22 protein-coding genes and 1 other annotated feature are annotated in these 24,634 nt (G+C 47.0%); of the genes, 4 read left to right on the top strand and 18 right to left on the bottom strand.

Annotated features, from left to right (window positions below; translation table 11 throughout):
* Positions 1-3: 3 nt before the first annotated feature.
* The 12 genes from MJQ52_RS15035 to MJQ52_RS14980 form a co-directional block, all read right to left on the bottom strand.
* The gene (locus MJQ52_RS15035) at positions 4-681 is read right to left on the bottom strand and encodes a PIG-L deacetylase family protein (protein ID WP_077722860.1); all 678 of its coding nucleotides are present in this window, start codon (positions 679-681) and stop codon (positions 4-6) included.
* Positions 644-1,402, bottom strand: coding sequence for a WbqC family protein (locus MJQ52_RS15030; protein WP_076851287.1), 759 nt, complete (start codon positions 1,400-1,402; stop codon positions 644-646). Before MJQ52_RS15030 ends, MJQ52_RS15035 begins: the two co-directional genes overlap by 38 nt.
* A complete protein-coding gene (locus MJQ52_RS15025) occupies positions 1,375-2,256 on the bottom strand; it encodes a GNAT family N-acetyltransferase (protein WP_015387692.1) in 882 nt (293 codons plus the stop codon). Before MJQ52_RS15025 ends, MJQ52_RS15030 begins: the two co-directional genes overlap by 28 nt.
* An 11-nt stretch (positions 2,257-2,267) precedes the next feature.
* Positions 2,268-3,524, bottom strand: a complete 1,257-nt coding sequence (locus MJQ52_RS15020) for an aminotransferase class V-fold PLP-dependent enzyme (protein ID WP_094247490.1) — start codon at positions 3,522-3,524, stop codon at positions 2,268-2,270.
* Positions 3,490-4,419, bottom strand: a complete 930-nt coding sequence (locus tag MJQ52_RS15015; RefSeq protein WP_094247489.1) for an NAD-dependent epimerase/dehydratase family protein — start codon at positions 4,417-4,419, stop codon at positions 3,490-3,492. The genes MJQ52_RS15020 and MJQ52_RS15015 overlap by 35 nt, the downstream gene beginning before the upstream one ends.
* Positions 4,416-5,546: a DegT/DnrJ/EryC1/StrS family aminotransferase gene (locus MJQ52_RS15010; protein WP_014305849.1), complete on the bottom strand. Its 1,131-nt coding sequence runs from the start codon at positions 5,544-5,546 to the stop codon at positions 4,416-4,418. The genes MJQ52_RS15015 and MJQ52_RS15010 overlap by 4 nt, the downstream gene beginning before the upstream one ends.
* 49 nt (positions 5,547-5,595) lie before the next feature.
* On the bottom strand, positions 5,596-6,933 hold the full coding sequence (locus MJQ52_RS15005; RefSeq protein ID WP_094247488.1) for a nucleotide sugar dehydrogenase: 1,338 nt from the start codon (positions 6,931-6,933) through the stop codon (positions 5,596-5,598).
* 264 nt (positions 6,934-7,197) lie between these two features.
* A complete protein-coding gene (locus tag MJQ52_RS15000) occupies positions 7,198-8,478 on the bottom strand; it encodes a M28 family peptidase (RefSeq protein WP_070082400.1) in 1,281 nt (426 codons plus the stop codon).
* 169 nt (positions 8,479-8,647) lie between these two features.
* Positions 8,648-9,940 carry a phosphopyruvate hydratase gene (gene eno, locus MJQ52_RS14995; protein ID WP_007409956.1) on the bottom strand — a complete coding sequence of 431 codons (1,293 nt, stop codon included), beginning with the start codon at positions 9,938-9,940 and terminating at the stop codon, positions 8,648-8,650.
* 27 nt (positions 9,941-9,967) lie between these two features.
* The gene (gene gpmI, locus MJQ52_RS14990) at positions 9,968-11,503 is read right to left on the bottom strand and encodes a 2,3-bisphosphoglycerate-independent phosphoglycerate mutase (protein WP_003151620.1); all 1,536 of its coding nucleotides are present in this window, start codon (positions 11,501-11,503) and stop codon (positions 9,968-9,970) included.
* Positions 11,496-12,257 carry a triose-phosphate isomerase gene (gene tpiA, locus MJQ52_RS14985; RefSeq protein ID WP_003151618.1) on the bottom strand — a complete coding sequence of 254 codons (762 nt, stop codon included), beginning with the start codon at positions 12,255-12,257 and terminating at the stop codon, positions 11,496-11,498. The genes gpmI and tpiA overlap by 8 nt, the downstream gene beginning before the upstream one ends.
* Before the next feature lie 25 nt (positions 12,258-12,282).
* Entirely contained in the window at positions 12,283-13,467 is a 1,185-nt protein-coding gene (locus MJQ52_RS14980) for a phosphoglycerate kinase (RefSeq protein ID WP_167860436.1), read from the bottom strand.
* A gap of 53 nt (positions 13,468-13,520) precedes the next feature.
* Between MJQ52_RS14980 and MJQ52_RS14975 the strand changes: the two genes are divergently transcribed.
* A complete protein-coding gene (locus MJQ52_RS14975; protein WP_015387688.1) occupies positions 13,521-13,673 on the top strand; it encodes a hypothetical protein in 153 nt (50 codons plus the stop codon).
* Positions 13,674-13,786: 113 nt separating this feature from the next.
* On the opposite strand, the gene gap is transcribed toward MJQ52_RS14975, so the two are convergent.
* From gap to MJQ52_RS14960, 3 genes are all read right to left on the bottom strand, one after another.
* Entirely contained in the window at positions 13,787-14,794 is a 1,008-nt protein-coding gene (gene gap, locus MJQ52_RS14970; RefSeq protein WP_003151611.1) for a type I glyceraldehyde-3-phosphate dehydrogenase, read from the bottom strand.
* A 33-nt stretch (positions 14,795-14,827) separates the two neighbouring features.
* On the bottom strand, positions 14,828-15,862 hold the full coding sequence (gene cggR, locus MJQ52_RS14965) for a gapA transcriptional regulator CggR (protein WP_003151607.1): 1,035 nt from the start codon (positions 15,860-15,862) through the stop codon (positions 14,828-14,830).
* A 264-nt stretch (positions 15,863-16,126) separates the two neighbouring features.
* On the bottom strand, positions 16,127-17,521 hold the full coding sequence (locus MJQ52_RS14960; protein ID WP_003151605.1) for a sugar porter family MFS transporter: 1,395 nt from the start codon (positions 17,519-17,521) through the stop codon (positions 16,127-16,129).
* 256 nt (positions 17,522-17,777) lie between these two features.
* Between MJQ52_RS14960 and MJQ52_RS14955 the strand changes: the two genes are divergently transcribed.
* On the top strand, positions 17,778-18,866 hold the full coding sequence (locus MJQ52_RS14955; protein WP_142385909.1) for a GntR family transcriptional regulator: 1,089 nt from the start codon (positions 17,778-17,780) through the stop codon (positions 18,864-18,866).
* Positions 18,867-18,901: 35 nt separating this feature from the next.
* On the opposite strand, the gene MJQ52_RS14950 is transcribed toward MJQ52_RS14955, so the two are convergent.
* A complete protein-coding gene (locus MJQ52_RS14950) occupies positions 18,902-19,909 on the bottom strand; it encodes an LLM class flavin-dependent oxidoreductase (RefSeq protein WP_024085821.1) in 1,008 nt (335 codons plus the stop codon).
* A 275-nt stretch (positions 19,910-20,184) separates the two neighbouring features.
* Between MJQ52_RS14950 and MJQ52_RS14945 the strand changes: the two genes are divergently transcribed.
* Positions 20,185-20,592: a hypothetical protein gene (locus MJQ52_RS14945; protein ID WP_003151600.1), complete on the top strand. Its 408-nt coding sequence runs from the start codon at positions 20,185-20,187 to the stop codon at positions 20,590-20,592.
* Between the two features lie 31 nt (positions 20,593-20,623).
* Here MJQ52_RS14945 and MJQ52_RS14940 read toward each other — a convergent pair whose 3' ends face one another.
* Positions 20,624-21,502, bottom strand: a complete 879-nt coding sequence (locus MJQ52_RS14940) for a LysR family transcriptional regulator (RefSeq protein WP_094247486.1) — start codon at positions 21,500-21,502, stop codon at positions 20,624-20,626.
* 97 nt (positions 21,503-21,599) lie between these two features.
* Between MJQ52_RS14940 and MJQ52_RS14935 the strand changes: the two genes are divergently transcribed.
* Positions 21,600-22,517 carry a DMT family transporter gene (locus MJQ52_RS14935; RefSeq protein ID WP_094247485.1) on the top strand — a complete coding sequence of 306 codons (918 nt, stop codon included), beginning with the start codon at positions 21,600-21,602 and terminating at the stop codon, positions 22,515-22,517.
* Between the two features lie 34 nt (positions 22,518-22,551).
* Here MJQ52_RS14935 and MJQ52_RS14930 read toward each other — a convergent pair whose 3' ends face one another.
* Positions 22,552-23,892: an amino acid permease gene (locus MJQ52_RS14930; RefSeq protein WP_022553812.1), complete on the bottom strand. Its 1,341-nt coding sequence runs from the start codon at positions 23,890-23,892 to the stop codon at positions 22,552-22,554.
* A 61-nt stretch (positions 23,893-23,953) separates the two neighbouring features.
* Positions 23,954-24,193: a binding site (T-box leader), on the bottom strand.
* Positions 24,194-24,634: the final 441 nt, after the last annotated feature.

Genomic DNA, 24,634 nt, shown 5'->3' with positions numbered 1-24,634 from the left:
CAGTCACCATGTTCCTCTCACAAGCATAAACGCTTCCGCAGCGGAAAAACCCGATTTTGCTCCCCATACACGGGCATTATGTTCGATTGCCTGCAAAGAGCGGGGATGAGGGAAGTCCCTGAGCTCGGAGCCGTAACACGCCATCGATTTCAATTTCATTTCAAGTTCAGCTTCAATATTAACGAAGAAGTTGGCATGAAACTGATCCTTCTGACAGTAATTCCATTCCGTCGAAGACAATGTTTCATAGGCAAAAACCCGTTTTACCGTATGGCCGGGAAGCGGACGGGTTGCGGTCATGACCGCTCTGAATACGACGGAGTGGTCAATATTAATGTCACCGCCGTACTGGGTATACACAATGTCAGGCTGAAAACGATTGATTTGTTTCTCCGCTTCCTTCACGACATCCAGCAAATCCATTGAATCCATTCTGTTATCAGGAAGGTTCAGCCTGACAAAATCATGGATGCCCAAAGTGCTGAGCGCTTGTTCCGTTTCTTGAGCAGAATGCTGCATAACGGACTCTTCAGGCTTCTCATAATCCGTTTTTCTTGATGACTTGCCTTCCGCCATAATGACTGCCGACACGCTGTCACCTTGGCGGACATGTTTGGCGAGCGTGCCGCCGACGCCGATAATTTCATCGTCGGGATGCGCTGCAAATACCATTACTTTCATCATATTGCCCTCCTTTAACTAACATTTCAGCTGTATCCGCTCCGCAGTTCATCAGCATATCAAGCATGGAGAGGTGAGGGATATGCTCCCCGAATAATTGAGGATAGTCAAAATGCCGGATCTGCTGATACTCAATGACAATTCCGTTTCTATCAAAATCGCTTTCTATTAAATAGTCGGAACCCTGACTGCCTGAATAATAACGGTCCGCCCCCAGCTCCTGACAAAGCGCTAAAACAAAATCGCTTTTTTTCTCCTTCCGGCATTCAAGCTCAGAGACATAACAGAGCGGCGTTTCAATTCGGAGCTCTTTTCGGAAAAATTCAATGATGTGCATATTCAAATCATGGAGATATTCCCACTCCCTCTGATAGACATCTTGAAAAAAATGCTGGTACCGCTCAAAATAGGGAGCTTTCGCATAGTTCATCTTAATCGCCATCCAATGTTTTTTCCGCCAATCCTGTGTCTGGTCGATTTTCATATGCCGAAGCTCTATGTCTTTATATTGTTTCATCTGCAAAGGCACCGTCAGCCATCTGGGGCCCTGCGGCGTTTTGATTCTGTTGCGGTTCAGAAACCCTTTTTTCTCAAATTGAGCCGTGTCATGAATGGCAAACAGATCCGACTTATACATTTTTTCAAAAAAACCGTACCACGGCAGATAACTGGATTGATGGCCGCTTATTGTTTTCATTCCGGTTTCGTAAAAAGTCGGCATTGTTTTTCTTCAGCTCCCCAATATCGTTTCGGTCTTGCGATTTCTTTACTGTGTGAATAGCCAAAATCAGCCCATTGAAGCTTGCGGCAAATGGCGAATTGCAAAGCGTCACGCATCAACAAGTAAGAGGCCTGCGCTTTTTTTCCCGCAAGGCTGTTTACATTCTGCCAATAATAGAAATGAGAGCGGTCATAGAGAAAAATACTGCTGCTGATCAGCGTCTCATCCTGATATGCTCCGACCCAAAACATCCGGTCAGCAAACGTGTCAAGCAGTTTTTGGAAAAATCCCTGGCTCAGCACATAAGCCGCGCCGATTGCCGCCGTATGCTCCTTGTAGAGTTCGTAAAATGATTCAAGTTCTTGTCGCCCGATCAGCCTGGTGACAATATTCTCTTTTTCAGCGTATCTGACTGCCGTCCGGGCTTTTCCGGAAATGCCCGTCCAAAGTTCGTCAAACGTGTCCGGAAGCGTAAGAATCCGTGTCGCCTTTTCCGTCCACCCTTCCCCGATTTCTTCTGTAAAAGAAGTCTGACCGTACGGCAGCAGCATCCGGGATATGTTCCGGCCGAATATGGCCTCGATTTCACTTTGAAGCCATTCAAATGAGATGGGGCGATCTGAAATAACGCCGCCGTATCCGATCATATTGCCGGATAATACGCCCTTCTGTTCAAAAAGCGGAAGATAGATGACCTGTCCTCCGTCCGTTGTCAGTCTGACAGGGTGAAATGACGTGCCGGGAAGCTCTTCCATGAGAATTCCCCAATCATAGCTTTGAAACAACCCCGCCTGATACATGTCAGCGGCCCGATCCCATGCCTGGCGGCTCGTGCATACTGCTGTTTTTTGCATTGTTATCACCACTATTCAGTCTTATTCTGTTGCTCACAATATGATAAAACGGATTCGGCTACATATCTGACTTGCTCCTTTTGAAAAGGAGGTTTAAACGGCAGAGAAAGAACTCTCTTCCAAAGCGGATCTTCCCCTTCTTCCGCCGCATATGTTTCATAAATCGGAATACGTCCGAGGGGAAGATAGTTCCAGCATGTTTGGATGCCTCTTTCGGCTAAATAAACGGAACACCCGTACCGCTCTTCATCCCTGGGGAATACAATCGTTAAATAATTCAGATGTTCTCCTTCTTGGGGCTGGATCATCTTTATGCCGTACGTCTCTTCCGCCTTTATAAAGATTTCTCCCGCCGCTTGTAAGTTTCGGAGCGAAGCTGTTACAAGCTGATCCATACGTGAAAGCTGATCTTCAATAATGGCTTCCCTTGCCGGATGCATGCGAAGCACCGGTACAACAGCCGGTTTATCCGGCAGAGCTTCGAGCTTAGTGGCTTTCATGGAAGGCATGACGCCCGCTTTCCTATAAATATATGAAAGGGGATGATGCCGTTTCCGTTTCATTACAGCCTGTATTCTTTGATTTCTGATATAAATTCGATAGTCAGCTGCCACTTGGCTGCGCTGCTCCATCGGGAAATTTGCTTTTTGCCGAAGCCATTCTTTCGGCGCGATTAACGCGCCGCCTCCGATACTCGCAAGCGGTTTTGACGGGCCGAAGCTTAAAACACCGAAATCGCCCAGACCGCCGGCATATGTATCCGCTTGTTTTGTAAACATGGCTTGAGCGGCATCATCAATGACAAAAATACCGTGTTCCTTCGCCCAGTCAATGATGGCGGTATTTTCTCTCCGTCCGTATACATGCGTGAGGATAACCGCACACGTCTGCCGCGTCGCTTTTTTTTTGACATCCTCAAACGATAAAGAAAGATGCTCATCCAGCTGCGCAAAAACAGGCGTTGCACCGGATTGCACTACGGCATCAATGACATTCGGGCAGCTGAAGGATGAGAAAATCACTTCTTTCCCCGGCCCGGCTCCCGAATAAGTTAAGGCGAGCACCAGTGCCGCACTGCCGCTGGAGGTCAGTACAACCCCTTTTCCGTACCGTTTTTCCAGCTTTTCAGTCAGTCCGCTTTGTCCGGCAGTAAGCAAGTGCTTCACCGCGCGCAGACGGCCCCTGACGGAAAGCTGTCCGGGATAAACGGGATATTTGACCACTTCCGGGTTTTTAGGAAAGTGAAAGTTTGTGCTTTTGTCTTTCATCTTTTATGATCTCCAGGCCTTCATGCAGACTTACTTTCGGAGCGTAACCGAGTAAACGTTTCGCCTTCTCGATTGACGGCGCCCGTTTAAAAATCTCGATGTCTTTTCCCCTCACGCCGTCTTCGCCCAGCTTTTTAAACAGATAGTTATCCTTCTCTCTGCCAGAGAGCACATTAACTTTTTCAGCCAGTTCTTTTATCGTGATCGGCTGGTCGTTCCCGATATTGAAGTCTTCAAAGACGGCTCCTTCATGAATGAGCGCGAGATAAGTTCCGGTGACGATATCACTGATGTAGCTGAAGCAGCGTATTTGTCCGCCGTCCCCGTAAAGAGGCAGCTCAGAGCCATTCTCGGCCAGGCTGAAAAACTTGTTGATGACAAAATCCTCGCGCTGTTTCGGCCCGTATACATTAAAGTACCGGACGACCCGAATATGAAGTTCGTCGGAAGCCTGTTCTCTCAAATATTCCTCTGATTGCAGTTTGGCTTTTCCGTAAGCCGATTTCGGAAGCTTTCGGCTTGTCTCGGTATAAGGAAAATCCGGTGAATCGCCGAATACTTCTGAGCTCGATGAGAAAAGAAGTGTTCTGATTCCCAATTCACCGCATACCTCGGTGACGTTTTTCGTTCCTTCAAAATTGACCCGTATGACGTCTTCTTCATTGCTTCGGCAGCTGTCTACACCGACCATTGCCGCCAAATGGACAACCGCATCCGCTCCCCGCAGTGATTCGCGGAGGGACGTCCGGTCAAGGATATCCGTTTGGCGGTATTCAGTGTCAAAAGCCGGCTCCTTTTGGTCTGCAATAATGGTGTGATAACCTTTAGCCTGTAATAATGCCGCCAATTCGCTTCCGATAAAACCGGCTCCTCCGATAATCGCAATATGTTTCATGATCCTACCTCCTGGCTGATAGTCAAAACTTCTTTTATAGACTTGACAATATAGCTGCAATCCTCATCTGATAACTGGCTGTAAAGAGGCAGTGACACGATCTCCCGGAAAACACGTTCAGTAACCGGAAGCTCGGCAGGAAAATGTTTTTGATAGTAAGGATGCATATGCACGGGAATAAAGTGCACGCTCAGCCCGATTTGTTTTTCTTTCATTTTCTCAATAAACAGATCTCTGTCCATGCCGCCGTTCTCTCGGATCCGCAAAATAAATAAATGCCATGAGTGCGTTATGCCGTTTGGAATGTCAGAAAGCGGAAGCGCTGCTTTGTCAGATTGGCCCGACAGTTCACGCACATAAAATTGAGCGATCTGTGCCCGTTTTTCTTGAATTTCGTTTGCGCGCTTCAATTGAACCAGACCGAGCGCGGCCTGAATATCCGTCATATTATATTTAAAGCCCGGCAGTAACACGTCGTATCTCCAGCTGCCTTTTTCACCGTACCGGTTCCAGGCATTTTTTGTGATGCCGTGCCAGCCGTACAGCCTCGCTCTTTCTGCGGCCTGTTCGTCTTTCATGACGAGGGCTCCGCCTTCCCCCGTTGTAATATTTTTGGTGGCATAAAAGCTGAAGCACACGGCATCTCCGTGAGTGCCGATCATGCTTCCGTTATATTTTGTACCGAGCGCATGAGCGGCGTCTTCAATCAGATACAATCCGTTTTCTTTACAAATGGACTGCAAGTTTTCCAGATCAGCCGGATAGCCGGCAAAATGAACCGCAATTACCGCTTTTGTGCGCGGCGTTATTTTCTTCCTGACATCTTCAGGATCGGCACATAGACTTTTCTCGCATATATCCGCAAACACAGGAACGGCTCCGGCGTGCAGGATGACATTGACGCTGGAACAGAACGTGAAGCTCGGCACGATGACTTCATCGCCTTCTCCCACACCGAGCGCCAATAAAGCCATATGTAATGCAGCAGTGCCTGAATTACAGCTGATGACGTGTTCGGCTCCAATACATTCTCCCAGCTTTTTTTCAAAATCGATTACCTTCGGGCCTTTCGAAATCCAGCCCGACTGAATCGTTTCGGTTACGCTTGCGATTTCTTCGTTTGTCATATCAGGTCTGTGAAAAGAGATAAATCGATTACTAATGACCGTTCCCTCCTTATAAAGTGACAACTCTGCAATTGTCGGCTGATTTTTCCCTGCATACATTTCTTGTGTCAAAGATAATCGGTGAGGCATCCTTCAAAATACTGTAGTCGATTACATCGTGATCTGTATGAATGATGATGACGTCGTACTGATTGATTTGTTCTCTTGTGAAAGGGACAGATTGTTTGCGGCTTCCGTCATTCAAGCGGATCTCGCTGATAAACGGATCATGATAATCAATTTTTGCGCATCCCTTGTCCATCAATTCTTCCATTATCGTAAACACTGAGGATTCACGCGGGTCATTTGTATTTTTTTTATAAGCGGCCCCTATTATTAAGATGCTGCATTTGTCTTTGCCCGCCAGTTTCAAAGCATAGTCAGAGACAGAAATCGGCATGTTAGAATTGATTTCGTCCGCCAGATCAATTAATTTTGTCTGCAGTCCTTTTTCATTCGCGATCCATTTGAAGTAAAAAGGATCAATCGGGATACAATGGCCTCCGACTCCGGGGCCAGGGATAAATTTTTGAAAGCCGAACGGCTTCGTGTCCGCCGCGCAGATGACTTCCCATATATCAATATCAAGTTCACGGCAATTAAGCGCCATTTCATTGATAAGAGCTATATTGACATAACGATAAGTATTCTCTAGGAGTTTAGCTGTTTCAGCTACTTCGGGTGAGGTGACCGGGTGAATGCTTGTAACAATGGTGTTGTAAAACGCTGAGGCAAGTTCTGTGCAAGTCTGTGTGGTTCCGCCGACTACTTTAGGAATATCTGAAACTTCATATTGCCTGTTGCCCGGATCGATTCTTTCCGGAGAATAAGCCGTAAAAAAGTCTGTTCCTATTTTCATGCCGCGGCTTGATGCCATTCTGTCGGCAATCTTTTTTTTCGTTGTTCCGGGATAGGTGGTGCTTTCTAAAATTAAAAGCTGATGCTGCCTTCCATAAGCAATCATGCTGTCAACTGCACTGTCGATGTAGGTTAAATCGGGGATCTTGTCTTTTTTGTTCAGGGGTGTCGGCACACATATCACAATGATGTCGCATTTTTGGATGAGCGACATGTCGGCGCTGATTTGAAAGCGTTTTGTTTGTAAAGCCGAGTTCAGTCTGCCGTCCTCTATATCTTGAATATGGCTGCTTCCGGCGGCTAACAAGGAAACCTTTTCACTGTTTTTGTCGAATCCGATCACATTGTATCCTTTATCGACACATTCCAGCGCAAGAGGAAATCCCACATATCCCATGCCTAACACGCCTACTATCGCCTGCTTCGTTTCAATCAGATGTAACAGCCGTTTTTGACCAAGGTTGCTGGCTTCTTTTGTGACAGTATTCATTTTTCGCCCCCTAATAGATAGAAAAGAGTATTGTTTTTTACAATTTAAAACAAATATCGATCGATATCGCAATTATAACAAAAGTTAAAATTTGATAAATGAGTTTTACATCCTTTTGTGAATTAGGTATTATCTATTTATTTTTCTTTTATTTGTAAAATAAAATCCTGTTAAATGGTATATATCTGGTAACGAGTGAGAAAATCTCCCTTAATTGATAGAATATACAGAAAATAATATAAAAAACAGGCCGAAGCCTGTTTTTTATTCTTTCATTGCCTCAGTTACTGCTGCGGAAACGAGTGCCCCAGCTTTCTCTAGCCGTTCTTTGCTGATGTGTTTCATATTATCATTTTCGGTGTGGTACCAGGGCCCCGGCTCCTGTGTATCGGGGCTGAGCCAAATCCAGTTAGCCGACGGAATCCCCGCTTCATAAAAAGAGACATGGTCTGAGTAACCGAGCTGAATCAGGTTTGGCTTGACCAACCGGGATTTTTCAGCGGCTTTTTCAGCGTACCGGACACTCGGGTTTTCCCTGCCGTCAGGAGTCGTGACACACATTTGACTCGCTTCTTCCCAGTCAGTCGCAATCATATCGGCATTAAAATTGGCCTGGCTGTGCTTTCTTTCATTGTTCGTGAGTGTACTGACGTAATAAGATGAACCCGCAGACCATAATTCTTCTGCACCGAACAGGATAAAGCGGATCTCTTTGTCTTTCGGTATGTGTGTCAATTGCTTGCTGATTTCCAGAACGGCAGATGTGCCTGAGGCGTTATCATCCGCTCCGGGCGCGCCTTTTACGCTGTCATAATGCGCTGTGACATAAATAATATCAGCATCAGAAGAGTTGGCCTGTGCCGCTTTGCGCGTTCCTATGATATTTTGTGAGGTGCGGTTTTTATAGTTTTTAAATTGAATGACTGCCTGCTTTTCCTGCAGCAATGCTTCACCGTCTTCTTTTTTCATACCCGCCGCCGGTATCGTGATTCCTTTATCGGTCTGCGGACGGACGGCGAGCGGTTTTGTTGTCTGATTATAAATAATGACTGCTTTGGCTCCCGCTTGTTCGGCATGTTTGATCTTTTGAGAAACGGGGATCTTTCCTTCGCGTATCACTGCAATCTTTCCTTTGGCTCCTGTTACGTCATTGCGTGATCCGCAGCCGCCGTCAAAAATCCCGCCTTCTATTTTGAGCTCTTTTTCAACAGCGGATTGATCAGCGGAGCGGAGCGGGAATTCATGATCTCCCGCTGTGACTGAACCTGAATAGTACTTTTTCAATGGAAATGACTGTACTTTGACACTGGCGCCCTGAGCCCGCAGGCGATTCGATATGTATTCAGCCGCTTCCTTTTCTTTCGCAGTTCCGGTTTCCCGCGGTCCGATGGTTTCACTCAGATCATGCATAGTGTCCAATGCCTCATCGGCATCAAAAACCGGGGCGGTCACAGTTGAATAAGCATGAGTTTCGGACAGCGGTCCGGCAGATGCGCCCCATATGACGCTTGCTGCCACCGCGGCTGACATAAATGAAAATTTCATCATAATCCCTCCTCTTATTAACACCTCTTCCCTTTCGATTGAAGAACACTGATTCCTTTAAAAAGGGGAAAAAATGAATATTATTGACCAAATGAAGATGAAGAAAAAGGAGGGAAAAGCCCGGGACCATAAAAAAACGCCGGGAGAATATCTCCCAGCGTCCATTCCATTACTTATTCAAGTTATAGAAAGAGTTGATACCATGGTATTGAGCAGTTTCAGCCAACTGATCTTCGATGCGAAGAAGCTGGTTGTATTTCGCAACACGGTCCGTACGGGACGGAGCACCTGTTTTGATTTGTCCTGCATTAGTTGCCACAGCGATGTCAGCGATTGTGCTGTCTTCAGTTTCACCTGAACGGTGAGAGATAACGGCAGTGTAGCCCGCGCGTTTCGCCATTTCGATCGCATCGAATGTTTCAGTCAATGTACCGATTTGGTTTACTTTGATCAGGATAGAGTTGCCTACGCCGTTTTTGATACCTTCAGCAAGCTTTTTCGTGTTTGTAACGAAAAGGTCGTCACCGACAAGCTGAACTTTTTTGCCAAGACGCTCTGTAAGAAGTTTGTGGCCTTCCCAGTCGTTCTCGTCAAGTCCGTCTTCGATAGAGATGATTGGGTATTTAGAAACCATTTCTTCGTACCAGTCAACCATTTCAGCAGATGTTTTCACAACGCCTTCGCCAGACAGATGGTATTTGCCGTCTTCTTTGTTGTAGAACTCAGAAGATGCAGCATCCATAGCAAGCTTCACTTCTTCGCCAGGTTTGAAGCCGGCTTTTTCGATTGCTTCAACGATTGTTTGAAGCGCTTCTTCGTTAGAACCAAGGTTCGGAGCGAATCCGCCTTCGTCACCTACAGCTGTGTTCATTCCTTTAGCAGAAAGAACTGATTTCAGGCTGTGGAAGATTTGAGCGCCCATGCGAAGCGCTTCACGGAAGTTAGGCGCGCCTACAGGCATAATCATGAATTCTTGAATGTCTACGTTGTTGTCAGCATGCTCTCCGCCGTTTACGATGTTCATCATCGGTACAGGAAGCGTTTTTGAGTTGAATCCTCCAAGGTATTGGTAAAGAGGAATCTGTAAGAAATCAGCAGCTGCGCGCGCACAAGCCATAGATACGCCAAGGATTGCGTTCGCACCGAGTTTGCCTTTGTTTTCAGTTCCGTCAAGCTCGATTAAAAGCTGATCGATTGCGTTTTGTTCAGTTACGTCAAAGCCGAGAAGCTCTGGAGAAATGATTTCGTTTACGTTGTTAACAGCAGTTAACACGCCTTTTCCAAGGTAACGGTCTTTGTCGCCGTCACGAAGCTCAACCGCTTCGTATTCACCTGTAGAAGCTCCGCTTGGCACTAATGCGCGGCCGAAAGCTCCTGTTTCTGTATATACTTCAACTTCAACTGTCGGGTTGCCGCGGGAGTCAAGGACTTCGCGTGCATAAACATCAACAATGTATGGCATGAGTTTGTCTCTCCTTTTGATTTACGCTTATTTTTGAATTAAAGATGTTCCGGTCATTTCTTTCGGTTTTTCAACACCGAGAAGGTCTAATAACGTTGGTGCGAGGTCGCCTAGGATTCCGCCTTCGCGCAGCGTCACGCCTTCTTTCGTCACAATGACAGGGACTGGGTTTGTCGTATGGGCAGTGTGCGGTTCGCCTGTTTCTGTAATCAGAATGTCCGCATTACCGTGATCAGCGGTAATGATGGCATGTCCGCCTTTAGCGATAATGGCGTCAACCACTTCGCCTAAGCATTCGTCCACTGCTTCAATTGCTTTAATCGTCGGTTCGACCATTCCGGAGTGGCCGACCATGTCAGGGTTTGCAAAGTTCAGGATGATCGCGTCGTGCTTGTCAGCCGCGATTTCTTTTACAAGAGCATCCTTCACTTCATACGCGCTCATTTCAGGCTTCAGGTCATATGTCGCGACCTTCGGCGAGTTAATGAGGATGCGCTCTTCGCCCGGGAATTCTTCTTCGCGGCCGCCGCTCATAAAGAACGTAACGTGCGGATACTTTTCAGTTTCTGCAATGCGAAGCTGTTTTAACCCGTGCTGTGCTAATACTTCACCGACCGTATTGTCAAGGTTTACCGGTTTAAAAGCCACATATCCGTCAACAGATTCACTGAAGTGAGTCAGGCAGACGAAATACAGGTTTTTCGGATGATTTTCACCGCGGTCGAAATCGCGGAAATCTTTGTTGGTAAACGTGTTTGAAATCTGGATGGCGCGGTCTGGTCTGAAATTATAGAAAATCACAGAATCGCCGTCATGAATTTTCGCAACGGGTTCACCGTTTTCTTTTGTGATGACGGACGGAATGACGAATTCATCATGAATGCCGTTCGCATAAGAATCGTCGACTACATCCATCGCGCTGCGGTAAGACGGGCCTTCGCCGTAAGCCATTGCGCGGTACGCTTTTTCCACACGGTCCCAGCGTTTGTCGCGGTCCATGGAGTAGTAGCGTCCGGAAATGCTGGCGATTTCGCCGACACCGATTTCTTCGATCTGCTCATTCAGCTGCTGAATGTAAGTTTTCGCCGTTTGCGGACCTACATCGCGGCCGTCGAGGAAACCGTGAATATACACCTTCGTCAGTCCTTCACTTTTCGCAAGCTTCAGCAGCGCGAATAAATGATTGATGTGACTGTGTACGCCTCCGTCAGAAAGAAGGCCGAACAGGTGCAGCGCTTTGTCGTTGTCTTTCGCGTTTTTGATGGCGTCAAGGAACGTTTGATTGCGTTCGAATTCGCCTTCGCGGATGGCAACGTTCACGCGTGTTAAGCTTTGGTACACAATACGTCCGGCGCCGATATTTAAATGACCGACTTCAGAGTTCCCCATTTGTCCTTCAGGCAGTCCGACTGCTTCGCCTGATGCCGTCAGCGTCTGATGAGGGTATTGGTTCCAATAACGGTCGAAATTCGGTTTTTTCGCTTGTGCGACTGCGTTTCCGACTGTTTCATTGCGTAATCCGAACCCATCAAGAATGATGAGTGCAGCTGGTTTTTTACTCATATTGACCTTCCTCCAATAATTGAACGAATGACTGCGGTTCAAGGCTTGCGCCGCCGACCAAAGCACCGTCAATATCGGACTCTGCCATATATTCTTTAATATTTGCAGGTTTTACGCTGCCGCCGTATTGAATGCGGAGCTTATCAGCAGTTTCCTGGCTGAAGCTTTCAGCAACGACTTTACGGATATGCGCGCAGACGTCGTTTGCATCTTTCGCTGTAGAAGATTTGCCTGTTCCGATTGCCCAGATTGGCTCGTACGCAATAACGGAAGCGGCAACTTGCTCTTCAGAAAGACCCGCAAGCCCTTTTTTCACTTGATCGGCAACAAGATCATTTGTTTTTCCGGCTTCGCGCTCTTCAAGCGTTTCACCTACGCAAATGATCGGCACAATGCCGTGTTTGAAAGCGGCATGCGCTTTTTTGTTAACTGTTTCATCAGTTTCAGCGAACATTTCACGGCGCTCAGAGTGTCCGATGACGCAGTAATCCACGCCAAGGTCTTTCAGAGCGACCGGGCTGATTTCACCTGTGAACGCACCGTTTTCTTCAAAATGCATGTTTTGGGCGCCGACTTTCAGGTCAGTTCCTTTAACAGCAGAAGTCAGCTTTTCTAAGAAAAGAGCTGGTGCGCAAACAACGGCTTCCGCTTTGTCTGCTGCTGGAATGGAAGATTTCACTTCTTCAACGAAGCTGACAGCCTCGCCGAGTGTTTTGTTCATTTTCCAGTTACCGGCTATAATTGGTTTTCTCATCTGTTCCACTTCCTTATAGCAGTTTTTATTTATCGTTCAGCGCAGCTACACCCGGAAGCTCTTTGCCTTCCATGAATTCAAGGGATGCGCCGCCGCCTGTTGAGATATGGCTCATTTTGTCAGCAAGGCCGAATTTTTCAACGGCTGCCGCAGAGTCTCCTCCGCCGATGACAGAGTATGTATCGTTTGCCTCTGCCAATGCTTCAGCCACTGCTTTTGTGCCTTGAGCGAACAAGTCGATTTCGAATACGCCCATCGGTCCGTTCCATACGACAAGTTTGCTGTTTTTGATAACTTCAGCGTACGTTTCGCGGGTTTTCGTTCCGATGTCGATCGCTTCTAAATCACTTGGGATCTCAGAGATCGGCACGATTTGAACGTTTGCATCGTTAGAGAAATCATCAGCAACGAGAACGTCTTCCGGCATATAGAATTTAACGCCTTTTTCTTTCGCGCGGTCCATGAATGATTTTGCAAGTTCGATTTTATCTTCTTCAAGAAGAGATTTACCGACTTCATAGCCAAGCGCTTTTACAAATGTGTAAGCAAGACCTCCGCCGATGATCAGGTTGTCCACTTTATCAAGCAGACTTTCGATTACGCCGATTTTGTCTTTTACTTTCGCGCCGCCGATGATTGCCGTAAACGGGCGCTCAGGATTTGTCACGGCTTTGCCGAGAACGTCAAGCTCTTTTTCCATCAGGAATCCTGCAACCGCCGGCAGATGCTCGGCAATTCCGGCTGTAGATGCGTGAGCACGGTGGGCAGCACCGAATGCGTCATTGACATATACATCCGCAAGCTCAGCAAATGCTTTAGCAAGCTCAGGATCGTTTTTCTCTTCACCAGGGTAGAAACGTACGTTTTCCAATACAAGAACGTCTCCGTCCTTCATATCAGAAATTTGTGCTTTTACAGCATCGCCGTAAGCTTCATCCGCTTTTTTCACTTCTTTTCCGAGCAGTTCGCCTAAGCGTGCAGCGACAGGAGTTAAACGAAGCTCCTCAACCACTTCGCCTTTCGGGCGGCCTAAGTGGCTCGCAAGAAGGAGTTTCGCGCCTTGGTCTGCAAGGTGTTTGATTGTTGGAAGCGCAGCTCGGATACGAGTATCGTCTGTTACTTCCCCGTCTTTCATTGGAACGTTAAAGTCAACGCGGCAGAATACGACTTTGCCTTTTACGTCGATGTCTTTTACTGTTTTTTTATTCATGCCTTAGGAGATCCTCCTTCAAAATGGTTTGCATAGCACGAAAAACGTGAAACGTGAAACCGCCTCATGATGCTTCCGCCGCGGGGCAGATTGCAGCTTCCGGGCACGGGGCAGATCGTCTTCTGAGCCAGGGCAGGCGGCCGAAAACGAAAGTGCCGCGGAAACTTCAAAACGCGGACGTTCTGCAGCAATCCGGCGCTTTCTGAAAGCCGGTTCTCATGGAAAAAGGGAAAGGGAGTCCGTCCCCTTCCCTTGTCCGCTTTCATTATAGCGTTTCTGTCCGAAAGAACCAAGTCCGGCCCTTTCCGGGAGCTATGAATTAAAGACCTTGTTTTGCGATGTAAGCTGCAAGGTCAACAACGCGGTTAGAGTAGCCGCTTTCGTTATCGTACCAAGAGATTACTTTTACCATGCTGCCTTCCATAACCATTGTAGAAAGAGCATCGATTGTAGAAGAGTTAGCATTGCCGTTGTAGTCTCCGGATACTAATGGCTCTTCGCTGTATCCAAGGATTCCTTTAAGATCGCCTTCAGCCGCTTCTTTAAGAGCTGCGTTTACGTCTTCAGCCGTTACGTCTTTGTTAAGTTCAGCAACTAGGTCAACAAGAGAAACGTTTGGAGTCGGCACACGCATAGCTCCGCCGTTCAGTTTGCCTTTCAGTTCAGGAAGAACAAGGGAAACTGCTTTAGCAGCACCAGTTGATGTAGGAATGATGTTTTCAGCTGCTGCACGCGCACGACGGTAGTCTTTGTGCGGAAGATCAAGAATTTGCTGATCGTTTGTGTAAGAGTGAACAGTTGTCATCATACCGCGTTTGATGCCGAATTTGTCGTTAAGTACTTTTGCAAACGGCGCAAGGCAGTTTGTTGTGCAAGATGCGTTAGAGATAACATGGTGGTTAGCCGCATCGTATTTGTCTTCGTTAACACCCATAACGATTGTGATATCTTCTTCGTTAGCAGGTGCAGAGATGATAACTTTTTTCGCGCCTGCTTCTAAGTGTTTCGCAGCGTCTGCGCGTTTTGTGAAGAAACCAGTAGATTCAACTACGATTTCAACGCCTTGTTTGCCCCAGCTGAGTTTCGCAGGATCGCGCTCAGCAGAAACTTCGATTGTTTTGCCGTTAACAACAAGGTTGCTGCCGTCAACTTTAACTTCTGCATCTAATTTTCCGTGTACGGAATCATATTGTAAAAGATGAGCAAGCATGTTAGCGTCTGTTAAATCGTTAACTGCTACTACCTCAACTTCAGGATTGTTTAATGCTGCGCGGAATACGTTACGTCCAATACGACCAAAACCGTTAATACCGACTTTTACTGCCATGATTATTTCCTCCTTTAAATAAGTGAGAGATATTTATATTGAGGGACTGTTATCCCTTAATAACTTCTTTGCGGCTCCTTCGTCCGTGACGAGAACCGTGTTTCGCTGCTTTTTAAAATAAGCTTCGATTGCTTCTGCTTTTGATGATCCGCCCGCTACCGCGATAATGTCGGGAATGGCATCGAGGTCATCGAGCTGCATTCCGACTGAATGCACCTTGTGAACGACTTCTCCGTCCGCATTAAAGTAGTAGCCGAATGCCTCTGTCACCGCATGATTGTCATCTATTTTCTTCAAATCTTCCAAAGGCGTGTTTCTTCGCTCCGCCATTGTTCTAGCTTCGCCGATTCCGTGAACGAGCATACTCGCTGATTTAATCGTGTGAAGCACCTCTTTTACGGAAGGTTCTTCAATAATAGATGAGTAGGCGCCTTGTGACAGCTGGCCGGGAACGAACAAAAGCCGGTAAGTGCCTGAAGCCTTTTCCGCCATATGCGCGCATATGGTGTTCGCCTGGTTTTTCACATCTTCGCCTAAACCGCCTCTTGCGGGCACAAACAGGAGCTCGCGGTTTTTTGAATCCGGCGTCATCATATCGGCGACGGCTTCAATTGTCGTACCGCCGGTTACAGCGACGATATTTTTGCCTGAAAATCTCTTTTTCATACATGCAACGGCCGCTCTCCCTAATTCTTTTTTGACCCAAGGAGATTGGTCGCTGTCTCCGGAAACAATAATGGCGTCTTTCAGATTGAGCCGCTCTTTTAATGTCTTTTCCAAAAGCGTCAATCCTAAAACATCCTTCATCGTATCTTCCAGAATCGAAAGCAGTGAATAGCCCTCTTCCGTCATTGTCATGCCGTTTGTTTTAATATCGATGAGATTTTGTTCTTTCAAGAACTGAACCTCGCTTCTGAGAACGCGCTCGGTCAATCCGAGACTGGCTGCAAGACTTCTGCGGCCGATCGGTTCTGTAAGCCTGATATACTGCAAGATTTCAAATCTTTTCTGCATCACAAGCAAAAGATCAGGCAATAATTTTTTTTGAGCTTGTATTAACTGGTTCATGACTCAAACGTTCCTTCCTATTCATACTGGACAGAAAATGTCCCGCTATGACAAAAAACGTCCCATCATAGCCAAAAAAAATTATGTCTGCTTTCTTTAATTATTTTAACAGGATGACATTGTTAATTCAACTGTTAAAGGTCAATTCCTCGACATTCTTCGCAGGATTTACCAGTATCTCCTTGATACAGTCATTATATACAGAAACGGAATGAAGGTGACAGACAAAAGCCCGCCGGAGCGGACTTTTGTCGTAAAACGCTTTCATTTTATCCAGAGTTTTTCTATTTCTTCTAATGATTTATTTTTCGTCTCAGGGCAGATCGTCACGACAAACAAGAAACAGAGAATATTAATGACGGCGAATATCCAGAAGGTGTACGCGAGCCCCAACCCGCTGATCATCATCGGCACGAACTGGCCGATCGCCCAGTTGGCCCCCCATAAGAATATCGTCGCAATACCGGCGGCGCGTGCGCGGAGGTGGTTCGGAAAGATTTCCGAAATCATGATCCACGTAATCGGCCCGACTGATACGCAGAAAGCGGCGACGAATCCCAATATGATGACGACTAAAGCCGGACCGCTCGCCAGCTGAAAATAAAAGGATGCCCCGATTAAGATCATGAACAGCGCCATAAAGGCAGATCCGACCCCCATCAGCTTTTTCCGGCCTACCTTATCGACTAAAAGAACCGCGATAATGGTGAAAATCACTTCAACGACACCGACGATGCATGTCGTGATAAACCCCGCATTCTGTCCGAAGCCCATCATTTTGAAAATTTCCGGCCCGTAATACGTAATTGCGTTCATGCCGATGACCTGATTGAATAAAGCCAGCAGAATCCCGATCACAAGCGCTTTTCTCAGCCCCGGTTTAAACAGCTGAGACAATGAACCCATTTTTTCTAATTGTAAAGACGTTTCGATTTGTTTGATTTCTTCTTTCGCGGTCTGCTCGCCGTTAATGCGCGTCAGCACGGCGAGGGCTTCATTCCGGCGCCCCGCTTTCGCAAGCCAGCGCGGACTTTCCGGCACGATAAGCAGCACGATAAAAAAGATGACGGACGGAATCATGCCGTAAGCGAGCATCCACCGCCAGCCGGTGTGCACCCCCCATTCATACGAGCCGGACTGCTGGACGGCGAGGTTAATAAAATAAGTGCCGGAGATCCCTAATATCGTAAACAGCTGATACAGTGAAGACAGACTGCCGCGTATGGCCGGCGGAGCCGCTTCGGTAATATACGTGACAGAAAGCGAGGAGCCCATGCCGATTCCGAGACCGCCGATGACTCTGGCGATCACTAAGGAAGACACACTTTGAGAAAGCGCAGAGACAACCGCTGACACCGCAAACAACAGAGCCGCTGCCATCAAAATCTTTCTCCGTCCGAACCGGTCACTCAAAAATCCGGAAATTCCGACGCCGAAAACACCGCCGATCATAATGCTTGAAATCACGAGCCCTTCCATAAAAGGACTTAAGCGGTACAAATCTTTCAGGAAACCGATGGCGCCGGAAATCACCGCCGTGTCATAACCGTACAAAAGCCCTCCCAGTCCGGCCGCGCATGAGATGAGAATGACAAACCACTTCGAATGCTGCCGAGTGACAGGTACATTTGAGCCAATTGGTGCCGGGTGATTCTTCATGAATTTTACCCTCCCGCGAATAATAGAATAAAAACGCTTACAAAACAGAGTGCGGCGCTTGACGTTGCTTTGTTTTCTTCAGAACCGCCACATTTGTACGTACTTATAAAGAATTTTATCTAAAAATAAGGAAAATTAGTACGTACAAATAAAGAATAAGCAGTTTTTCATAATCTGTCAATTATTTTTACAGCTTGATGAAAGGGCTTACTATGTTATACTTGAATTTGTCCGTATACATTTTGGAGGAATTGATATGCTACCGAAATATGCTCAAGTAAAAGAAGAAATTTGTTCATGGCTGAATCAAGGAAAAATACAGCCGGACGAAAAACTGCCTACGGAAAATGAGCTGATGCAGCAGTTCGGGGTCAGCCGCCATACCATCAGAAAGGCGATCGGAGATTTGGTCTCGCAGGGGCTGCTGTACAGCGTTCAGGGCGGAGGCACCTTTGTCGCTTCACGCACGGCGAAATCAGCCATGCATTCAAACAAAACGATCGGTGTCATTACAACGTACATATCAGACTATATTTTCCCGAGCATCATCAGGGGAATTGAATCTTATTTAAGCGAACAGGGGTATTCCATGCTGCTGACGAGCACCAACAACAATACAGAAAGTGAGCGGCGCGGCCTTGAAAACCTGCTGTCCAAAAATATAGACGGGCTGATTGTCGAGCCTACGAAAAGCGCGCTGCAGACGCCCAACATCGGCTACTATCTCAACCTGGAGAAAAACGGCATTCCGTTTGCCATGATTAACGCCTCTTATGCGGAGCTGGCCGCACCGAGCTTTTCCGTCAATGATGTCAAAGGCGGCATGATGGCTTGCGAATACGTCATGTCCCTCGGCCACACGCACATTATGGGTATCTTTAAAGCGGATGACACGCAGGGCGTCAAACGGATGAACGGCTATCTTCAGGCGCACCGGGAGCGCGGGATTTTCCCGTCTCCGGACATGATCGTGACTTATACGACTGAGGAAAAAGAAACCGTGCTTCTGCAAAAAATTAAGCATACCCTTGAGCAAAACAGCGGATCATACCCGACGGCCATTCTTTGTTATAATGATGAAATTGCGCTGAAGACGATTAATCTTCTCAGAGAATTCGGCTTAAAGGTGCCCGATGACGTGTCAGTCATGGGCTATGACGATTCACATTTCGCCCAGATTTCCGAGGTGAAGCTCACCTCTGTCAAGCATCCGAAATCCATTATGGGGAAAGCGGCGGCAAAATACGTCATCGACTGCTTAGAGCATAAAAAACCGAAGAAGGATGACGTCGTGTATGAACCGGAACTCGTCATCCGGAATTCCGTCAGGCGGATCGGCGAATAAAAAAAGCAATGTGCGCGGCACATTGCTTTTTTTGCTCAGCTGTTTTTTAATTCGGCAATGATTTCAAATGATCTCATTCTGTCGGCATGCTCAAAGCTTTCTGAATTCACCATGATTTCATCCGCCTGTGTTGTCCGGATGAAGCTTTCCAGCTTTTCCTTCACACGCTCCGGTCCGCCGACGATCGTTGAACTGAGCTGTTCATTGACCATCGCTTTTTCATACGGCGACCAGATTTGATCCATGTCTTCAACAGGAGGCTTCAGCTGGTTCGGCGTGCCGCGGACGAGGTCTAAAAATCTTTGATAATGCGATGTCGCCAGATGCTCCGCCTTTTCATCCGTATCGGCGGCAATGACGGTGACGCCGACCATCGCGTACGGTTTATCCAGTACGTCTGACGGACGGAAGGAGCTTCGGTACAGCTCAAGGGCGGGCACGGTGTTTTTCGGTGAGAAGTGAGCCGCAAAGGCGAACGGAAGCCCGAGCTCTCCCGCAAGACGCGCGCTGAAGCCGCTCGATCCCAAAAGCCAAATCGGCACGTCCAGCCCTTCGCCCGGAATGGCGCGGACTTGATTGCGCACATTGCCTGACGGTTTGAAGTAATTTCTCAATTCTTCAAGCTGCTCCGGGAAATCCTCCCCGCTGTTTATGTTTCTTCTTAAGGCCCTCGCCGTTAATTGGTCGGTACCCGGCGCACGCCCGAGTCCGAGGTCAATCCGCCCCGGATATAACGTTTCAAGGGTTCCGAATTGCTCCGCGATTATAAGTGACGAATGATTCGGCAGCATAATGCCCCCTGAACCGACGCGGATTTTTTTCGTGCCGCCGGCGATGTGGCCGATCAGCACCGCCGTTGCCGAGCTGGCGACTCCTTCTATATTATGATGCTCCGCAAGCCAATAGCGGTTATAGCCCCACTCCTCGGCGCGGCGCGCTAAATCCATGCTGTTGCGGAACGATTCAGCAACCGTTCCCCCCTGTACGACCGGCGATAAATTCAATACGGAAAACGCAGTATCTTTCAATGTATGTTCAGCCATCGTTTTCTCCTTTATGGTTTAGTGTAAGCAGATCTTAAACAAGGTCTCTACCACACACCTTACCACAGCTTTTCCCGTGAGTTAAACAATTTGATTCGATGATCTTCGAACAATCAGTCAGCGGTCGTCACTAGTGAACTCTGTATGAATGAATCTATTACATTCAGATATGAAGAGCTTTTCATCCTATAAAAGTGAAAATCTCTCGTTGAAAAAACATATCCAATAATGTTAAGATATGTATGATATTGAATAGGAAGGAAGTCATAGTCTATATGCGTAAAAAAATCTTAATGGCACTCACCACAGCTTTACTGGCAGCAATCTTCTTTACCGGAAACACCGATAAGGCATATGCCGCAGACTTTTATTCCGGCACTCAGCAGCATTTAAATGTAAGCGGATTTACCGATGCCTCCTACTACACGAAAAAAGCGAAAAGTGTCGATTTTACTCTCAGTACAGCGTATCCGTCAGATCGAACTTTTAAAGGAAACCTATACTTACAGCGAAAGTCAGGAAAGAAATGGACGACTTGCAAAAAAACAACCTTTTCTTTCTCAGTAAGGGTGACTAAGTCATTCTCTTTAAAAGGATGCAAGACAGGTTATTATCGTGTCAAAGCTACGTTCAGCGGTTCAAAACTTGTCAATACGACAAACTCTTTTAAAATTAACCGATAAGATTCAGGACCCTAAGATTTTTAGGGTCTTTTTATTCATTCTTTGTGAGCTCCTGCGCGATTTGAATAAAAAGTTTTGCAGCTAATGAAGCCTCTTTTACAGACGGAACGGCAAGCAGAACATCACGGTACACCGCCTGATTGAGTTCCCTTGTCACGACATTTTCCGGCAGCGATATTCCGGACATAGACATTTGTGATAATATCGCAATTCCCAGTCCCTCTTTGATCATGCTGATGGACGTATTGACGTTGTAAACAGTGAATGCGGCAGTCAGCACAGATCCTGCCTCCTTAAACATATCAATAAACGGTGATTCGTATCCTCCGTCACAGATGATCATCGGCTGGCGGTCAAGATCTTTCAGAGTGATTGACTCACAGCTGCAAAGCGGATGATTATTTCTAAGCACGACGGCCATTTTATCTTTTTTCAGCGGCAGATATTCCATGTCTTCCGTAGGAAAAAGAGTGATACCCACATCTATTACCCGGGAGCGGAGCCATTCCTTTACTTCGTTAACCGTTCCTTCATGAAGCACCAGTTCAAGCTTCGGATACCGTTTTTTAAACACGCTGATCAGCTTTGGAATGAAATAAGCGGAAGCGGCCGGAAATGTGCCGATGTGAATCGTTCCCTGTTCAAGCCCTCTTTCCGCGGCCGCCAGCTGCTCGGCTTTTTCTATGCCTTTGAGCACCTCTCTGATATGAACGAGAATTTTTCCGCCCGTGTCCGTGAGCCTTACGCCGTTGCGGCGCTCGCGGATGATCAGCTTGATGCCGAGCTCTGACTCAAGCGCCGAGATGGCATGGCTGACGGCGGGCTGCGTCATATTCAGCGCCTGCCCCGCTTTTGTAAAGCTTCCCGTTTCAGCGATTTGAACAAAAACCCGCAGTTGTGTAATCGTCATAACGTTTTACTTATGCTCCTTATAAAAAAGATTCATTTTATTTATCTTACTGATTACCGTATCATATGATGGAATTGTTCTACAAGGAGTGAACGACGTGAAACAGCTTTCGAAAATACAGACGGCTCTTATGCTGGCGTTTCTAGTCACGGTATGGGGAATTAACTGGCCGCTGACAAAGGCCGCGCTTGCCTATTCGCCGCCTCTTCTGTTTGCCGGAATCCGCACGCTGATCGGCGGACTTCTATTATTAATGGTGGCGCTGCCCCGTTTTAAAAAGCTGCGTTTTAAAGAAACGTGGCCGATCTATCTGATTTCTGCCATTTTAAATATTACTTTATTTTACGGCCTGCAAACGGTCGGATTGAATTACCTGCCTGCCGGCTTATTTTCAGCCATCGTGTTTTTCCAGCCGGTGTTAATGGGCGTTTTTTCTTGGCTGTGGCTCGGGGAAGCGATGTATCCTTTAAAAATAGCCGGTCTTATTCTGGGCTTTGCCGGTGTCGCCGTCATCAGCGCAGCCGGTTTCGGAGGCCATATTTCCATCGCCGGCATTCTTTTGGCTCTAGGCTCCGCAGTCAGCTGGGCGCTCGGCACGGTATATGTGAAAAGAACGGGCGGACGGGCGGACTCTATCTGGATGGTCGCTCTTCAGCTTCTGATCGGCGGCGTGCTGCTTGTCAGCTCCGGCCATTTTTCAGAAAGCTTTTCAGCGATTCAATGGAAAGCTCCGTTCATTCTCAGCCTTCTGTTCATTTCGGTATTTGTCATCGCGCTCGGCTGGCTCGCCTTTTTTACGCTTGTCGGTTCAGGGGAAGCAAGCAAGGTTGCCTCTTACACCTTCCTGATCCCGCTCATATCCATTATCGTCAGCTCGATATTCCTGCATGAGCCGCTGACCGTCAGCCTTTTAGCCGGACTGCTTCTGATCGTCACAAGCATTTGTTTTGTGAATATAACACCGAAGAAACTGAAAACACCTGCTCTGGCCGCAGAAAAAAAGGCCGTTCATTAAAAAAACTCTTGCCGCGCGGCAAGAGTTTTTTTATTTATTGACGTCTCCCTTTCACGAGATACGCAGCCGTAATGAGCAGGTAGATGGCCGCAGTGATACATGTGATGACGATGGACGTCGTCGCAATTACGCCGATCAGGATGGCCAAAAGCGCAAGCACCGCGAACCATGTCGTGTACGGGAACCATTTGACGTAATAAGCCGGCTGTTCTGTTGAATGTTTTCTTGATTTTAAATGGGCGAATCCAATAATCAGCCAGATGAACAGCACGGTATAGCCGAGGGAACCCATCAAATAATTAAACGTCTGGCTTCCCGCAAATAATGAAATCAGGACGCCTACATATAAAAATGACGTACAAGTCAGAATCGCATAGACGGGAACCTTTTTCTTCGATAGTTTTGAAAAGATTTTCGGCACCCGGCCGTCAGAAGCCTGCGTAAATAAGACGCGGGATGATCCGTACAGTCCCGAGTTCATAGACGAGATAATCGCAAGAAGAATGACGGCATTCATAATATGGTCGGCACCCGGAATTCCGATCATCTTAAATACTATGACAAACGGGCTTTCGGGAACGCTGTTGACTTGATTCCAAGGAATCAGGCTGACGATGATGAAAAACGGCAGCAAGTAAAAAGCGACAATCCGCGTTAACGTGCTTCGGACAGCTTTCGGGATCACCTTTTCGGGATTTTTTGTCTCCGCCAGCGTGACGCCGATGATTTCCGTTCCTCCGTATGAGTAGATCACGACGAGCATCGCCGTAATGACGCCCCCCGCTCCATGCGGGAAAAACCCTCCGTGATCGGTTAAATGAGACAGCCCCGGCGCCGTGTGATTGCCGAATGAGAAAAATAATAGCAGAATTCCGCATAAAATAAAGATGACAATCACTGTAATTTTAATGAGCGCGAGCCAGTACTCCGTCTCGGCAAACAGTTTCACAGAAAGCATGTTTACGACCGTCACCACGATGGAAATGATCAAAGCCAGTATCCATATCGGACATTCCGGCAGCCAATATTGAATGAAAATGGCGGCTACGACCGCCTCCGCGGCAATATTGAGCACCCACATTTTCCAATAGATCCAGTCTAAAAAGTATGCAGCGTACGAACCGAGAGACTGCTGAACCAAATCACGGAACGTCCTTGCATGTTTGTTTCTGACGGCCATTTCGGCCAGCCCCTGCATAATAAACAGCAGAATGATTCCGCCGAGGAGGTAGGCCAGTAACACGGACGGCCCCGCTTCATCAATCGCCGTGCTGCTGCCTTTAAAGAGCCCGGCCCCGATTGCGCCTCCAAGCGCCATCATCATAATGTGTCTGGACGACATCGTCCGTTTTAACGTTTGCTTGTCCTTTTCCATTTATCACACGCCCTCTCGCAAAAAGTGTTCATCACATAAAAAAGCACGCCGCCTCTTTAGGAAAAGAGACGGCGTGCCTCAGGCAGCCGCGGTACCACTCTTGTTGATCCCGAATATCCGGAATCCAGCTTAAAAACCTTTTAACGAAGGTCAGCCGTTAGGACATAGGGAATATTCCGACAATTCCGTTCCGCCCTGCCACTTCCGGGCGAGTTCAAAGAACAATCAGTCCGCGTTTCACCAACCCGCAGCTCTCTTTTTCTGACTGGATTCTTTTACTGCTCCCGTTCACAGTGTTTTATGTTAAATGAATCTCTTGAGTTTTTATTTTCTGAATATAGTAACATAATATACAGTCTTCTATTTTCAAAGTCAATACTAATTTTTTCCGCTGGTTTTCTTATCACCTATATAAGACATTTTGACTGAACATGTTTATCTTCATATGAGGATTGAGACGGCTCCTAATATGGCGTAATCGGCATATATGGACTGAGCGGCAAAAAGTTGGCAGAAATATGAAAGGTTACTCTTATTCCGGTATCTCAGCTTAGTAACTGTACACATTTCATTTCTAATACTTCAACTCCAATGACCCCACAAGGTTCTATACCCGGAAGTCATATTCCATTTATTAAAGCTATTGACATGAAACCAATTCCACAAATTAAACTCGTGGAGAACACTAGTTGGCGTAACACGAAACAGTATAGATGCATTAGTGGCGTTACAGCTAGTGTTT

This window comes from Bacillus sp. jun7 (assembly GCF_051034795.1).
GTDB lineage: Bacteria > Bacillota > Bacilli > Bacillales > Bacillaceae > Bacillus > Bacillus velezensis.
The sequence above is the reverse complement of the archived record's forward strand: the minus strand, read 5'-3'. Positions and strand labels throughout refer to the sequence as shown.

What these genes read in the sequence shown, in the direction of transcription:
- MJQ52_RS14945 (WP_003151600.1), top strand. Translation starts at nt 20,185, where the DNA reads ATGCGTAAAAAAATCTTAATGGCACTCACCACAGCTTTACTGGCAGCA.
- MJQ52_RS14960 (WP_003151605.1), bottom strand. Translation starts at nt 17,521, where the DNA reads ATGAAGAATCACCCGGCACCAATTGGCTCAAATGTACCTGTCACTCGG.
- MJQ52_RS14955 (WP_142385909.1), top strand. Translation starts at nt 17,778, where the DNA reads ATGCTACCGAAATATGCTCAAGTAAAAGAAGAAATTTGTTCATGGCTG.
- MJQ52_RS15010 (WP_014305849.1), bottom strand. Translation starts at nt 5,546, where the DNA reads ATGACAAACGAAGAAATCGCAAGCGTAACCGAAACGATTCAGTCGGGC.
- gap (WP_003151611.1), bottom strand. Translation starts at nt 14,794, where the DNA reads ATGGCAGTAAAAGTCGGTATTAACGGTTTTGGTCGTATTGGACGTAAC.
- MJQ52_RS14930 (WP_022553812.1), bottom strand. Translation starts at nt 23,892, where the DNA reads ATGGAAAAGGACAAGCAAACGTTAAAACGGACGATGTCGTCCAGACAC.
- MJQ52_RS15000 (WP_070082400.1), bottom strand. Translation starts at nt 8,478, where the DNA reads ATGAAATTTTCATTTATGTCAGCCGCGGTGGCAGCAAGCGTCATATGG.
- cggR (WP_003151607.1), bottom strand. Translation starts at nt 15,862, where the DNA reads ATGAACCAGTTAATACAAGCTCAAAAAAAATTATTGCCTGATCTTTTG.
- MJQ52_RS14940 (WP_094247486.1), bottom strand. Translation starts at nt 21,502, where the DNA reads ATGACGATTACACAACTGCGGGTTTTTGTTCAAATCGCTGAAACGGGA.
- eno (WP_007409956.1), bottom strand. Translation starts at nt 9,940, where the DNA reads ATGCCATACATTGTTGATGTTTATGCACGCGAAGTCCTTGACTCCCGC.
- MJQ52_RS14980 (WP_167860436.1), bottom strand. Translation starts at nt 13,467, where the DNA reads ATGAATAAAAAAACAGTAAAAGACATCGACGTAAAAGGCAAAGTCGTA.
- MJQ52_RS15025 (WP_015387692.1), bottom strand. Translation starts at nt 2,256, where the DNA reads ATGCAAAAAACAGCAGTATGCACGAGCCGCCAGGCATGGGATCGGGCC.
- gpmI (WP_003151620.1), bottom strand. Translation starts at nt 11,503, where the DNA reads ATGAGTAAAAAACCAGCTGCACTCATCATTCTTGATGGGTTCGGATTA.
- tpiA (WP_003151618.1), bottom strand. Translation starts at nt 12,257, where the DNA reads ATGAGAAAACCAATTATAGCCGGTAACTGGAAAATGAACAAAACACTC.
- MJQ52_RS15035 (WP_077722860.1), bottom strand. Translation starts at nt 681, where the DNA reads ATGAAAGTAATGGTATTTGCAGCGCATCCCGACGATGAAATTATCGGC.
- MJQ52_RS15015 (WP_094247489.1), bottom strand. Translation starts at nt 4,419, where the DNA reads ATGAAACATATTGCGATTATCGGAGGAGCCGGTTTTATCGGAAGCGAA.
- MJQ52_RS14950 (WP_024085821.1), bottom strand. Translation starts at nt 19,909, where the DNA reads ATGGCTGAACATACATTGAAAGATACTGCGTTTTCCGTATTGAATTTA.
- MJQ52_RS15020 (WP_094247490.1), bottom strand. Translation starts at nt 3,524, where the DNA reads ATGAAAGACAAAAGCACAAACTTTCACTTTCCTAAAAACCCGGAAGTG.
- MJQ52_RS15030 (WP_076851287.1), bottom strand. Translation starts at nt 1,402, where the DNA reads ATGCCGACTTTTTACGAAACCGGAATGAAAACAATAAGCGGCCATCAA.
- MJQ52_RS15005 (WP_094247488.1), bottom strand. Translation starts at nt 6,933, where the DNA reads ATGAATACTGTCACAAAAGAAGCCAGCAACCTTGGTCAAAAACGGCTG.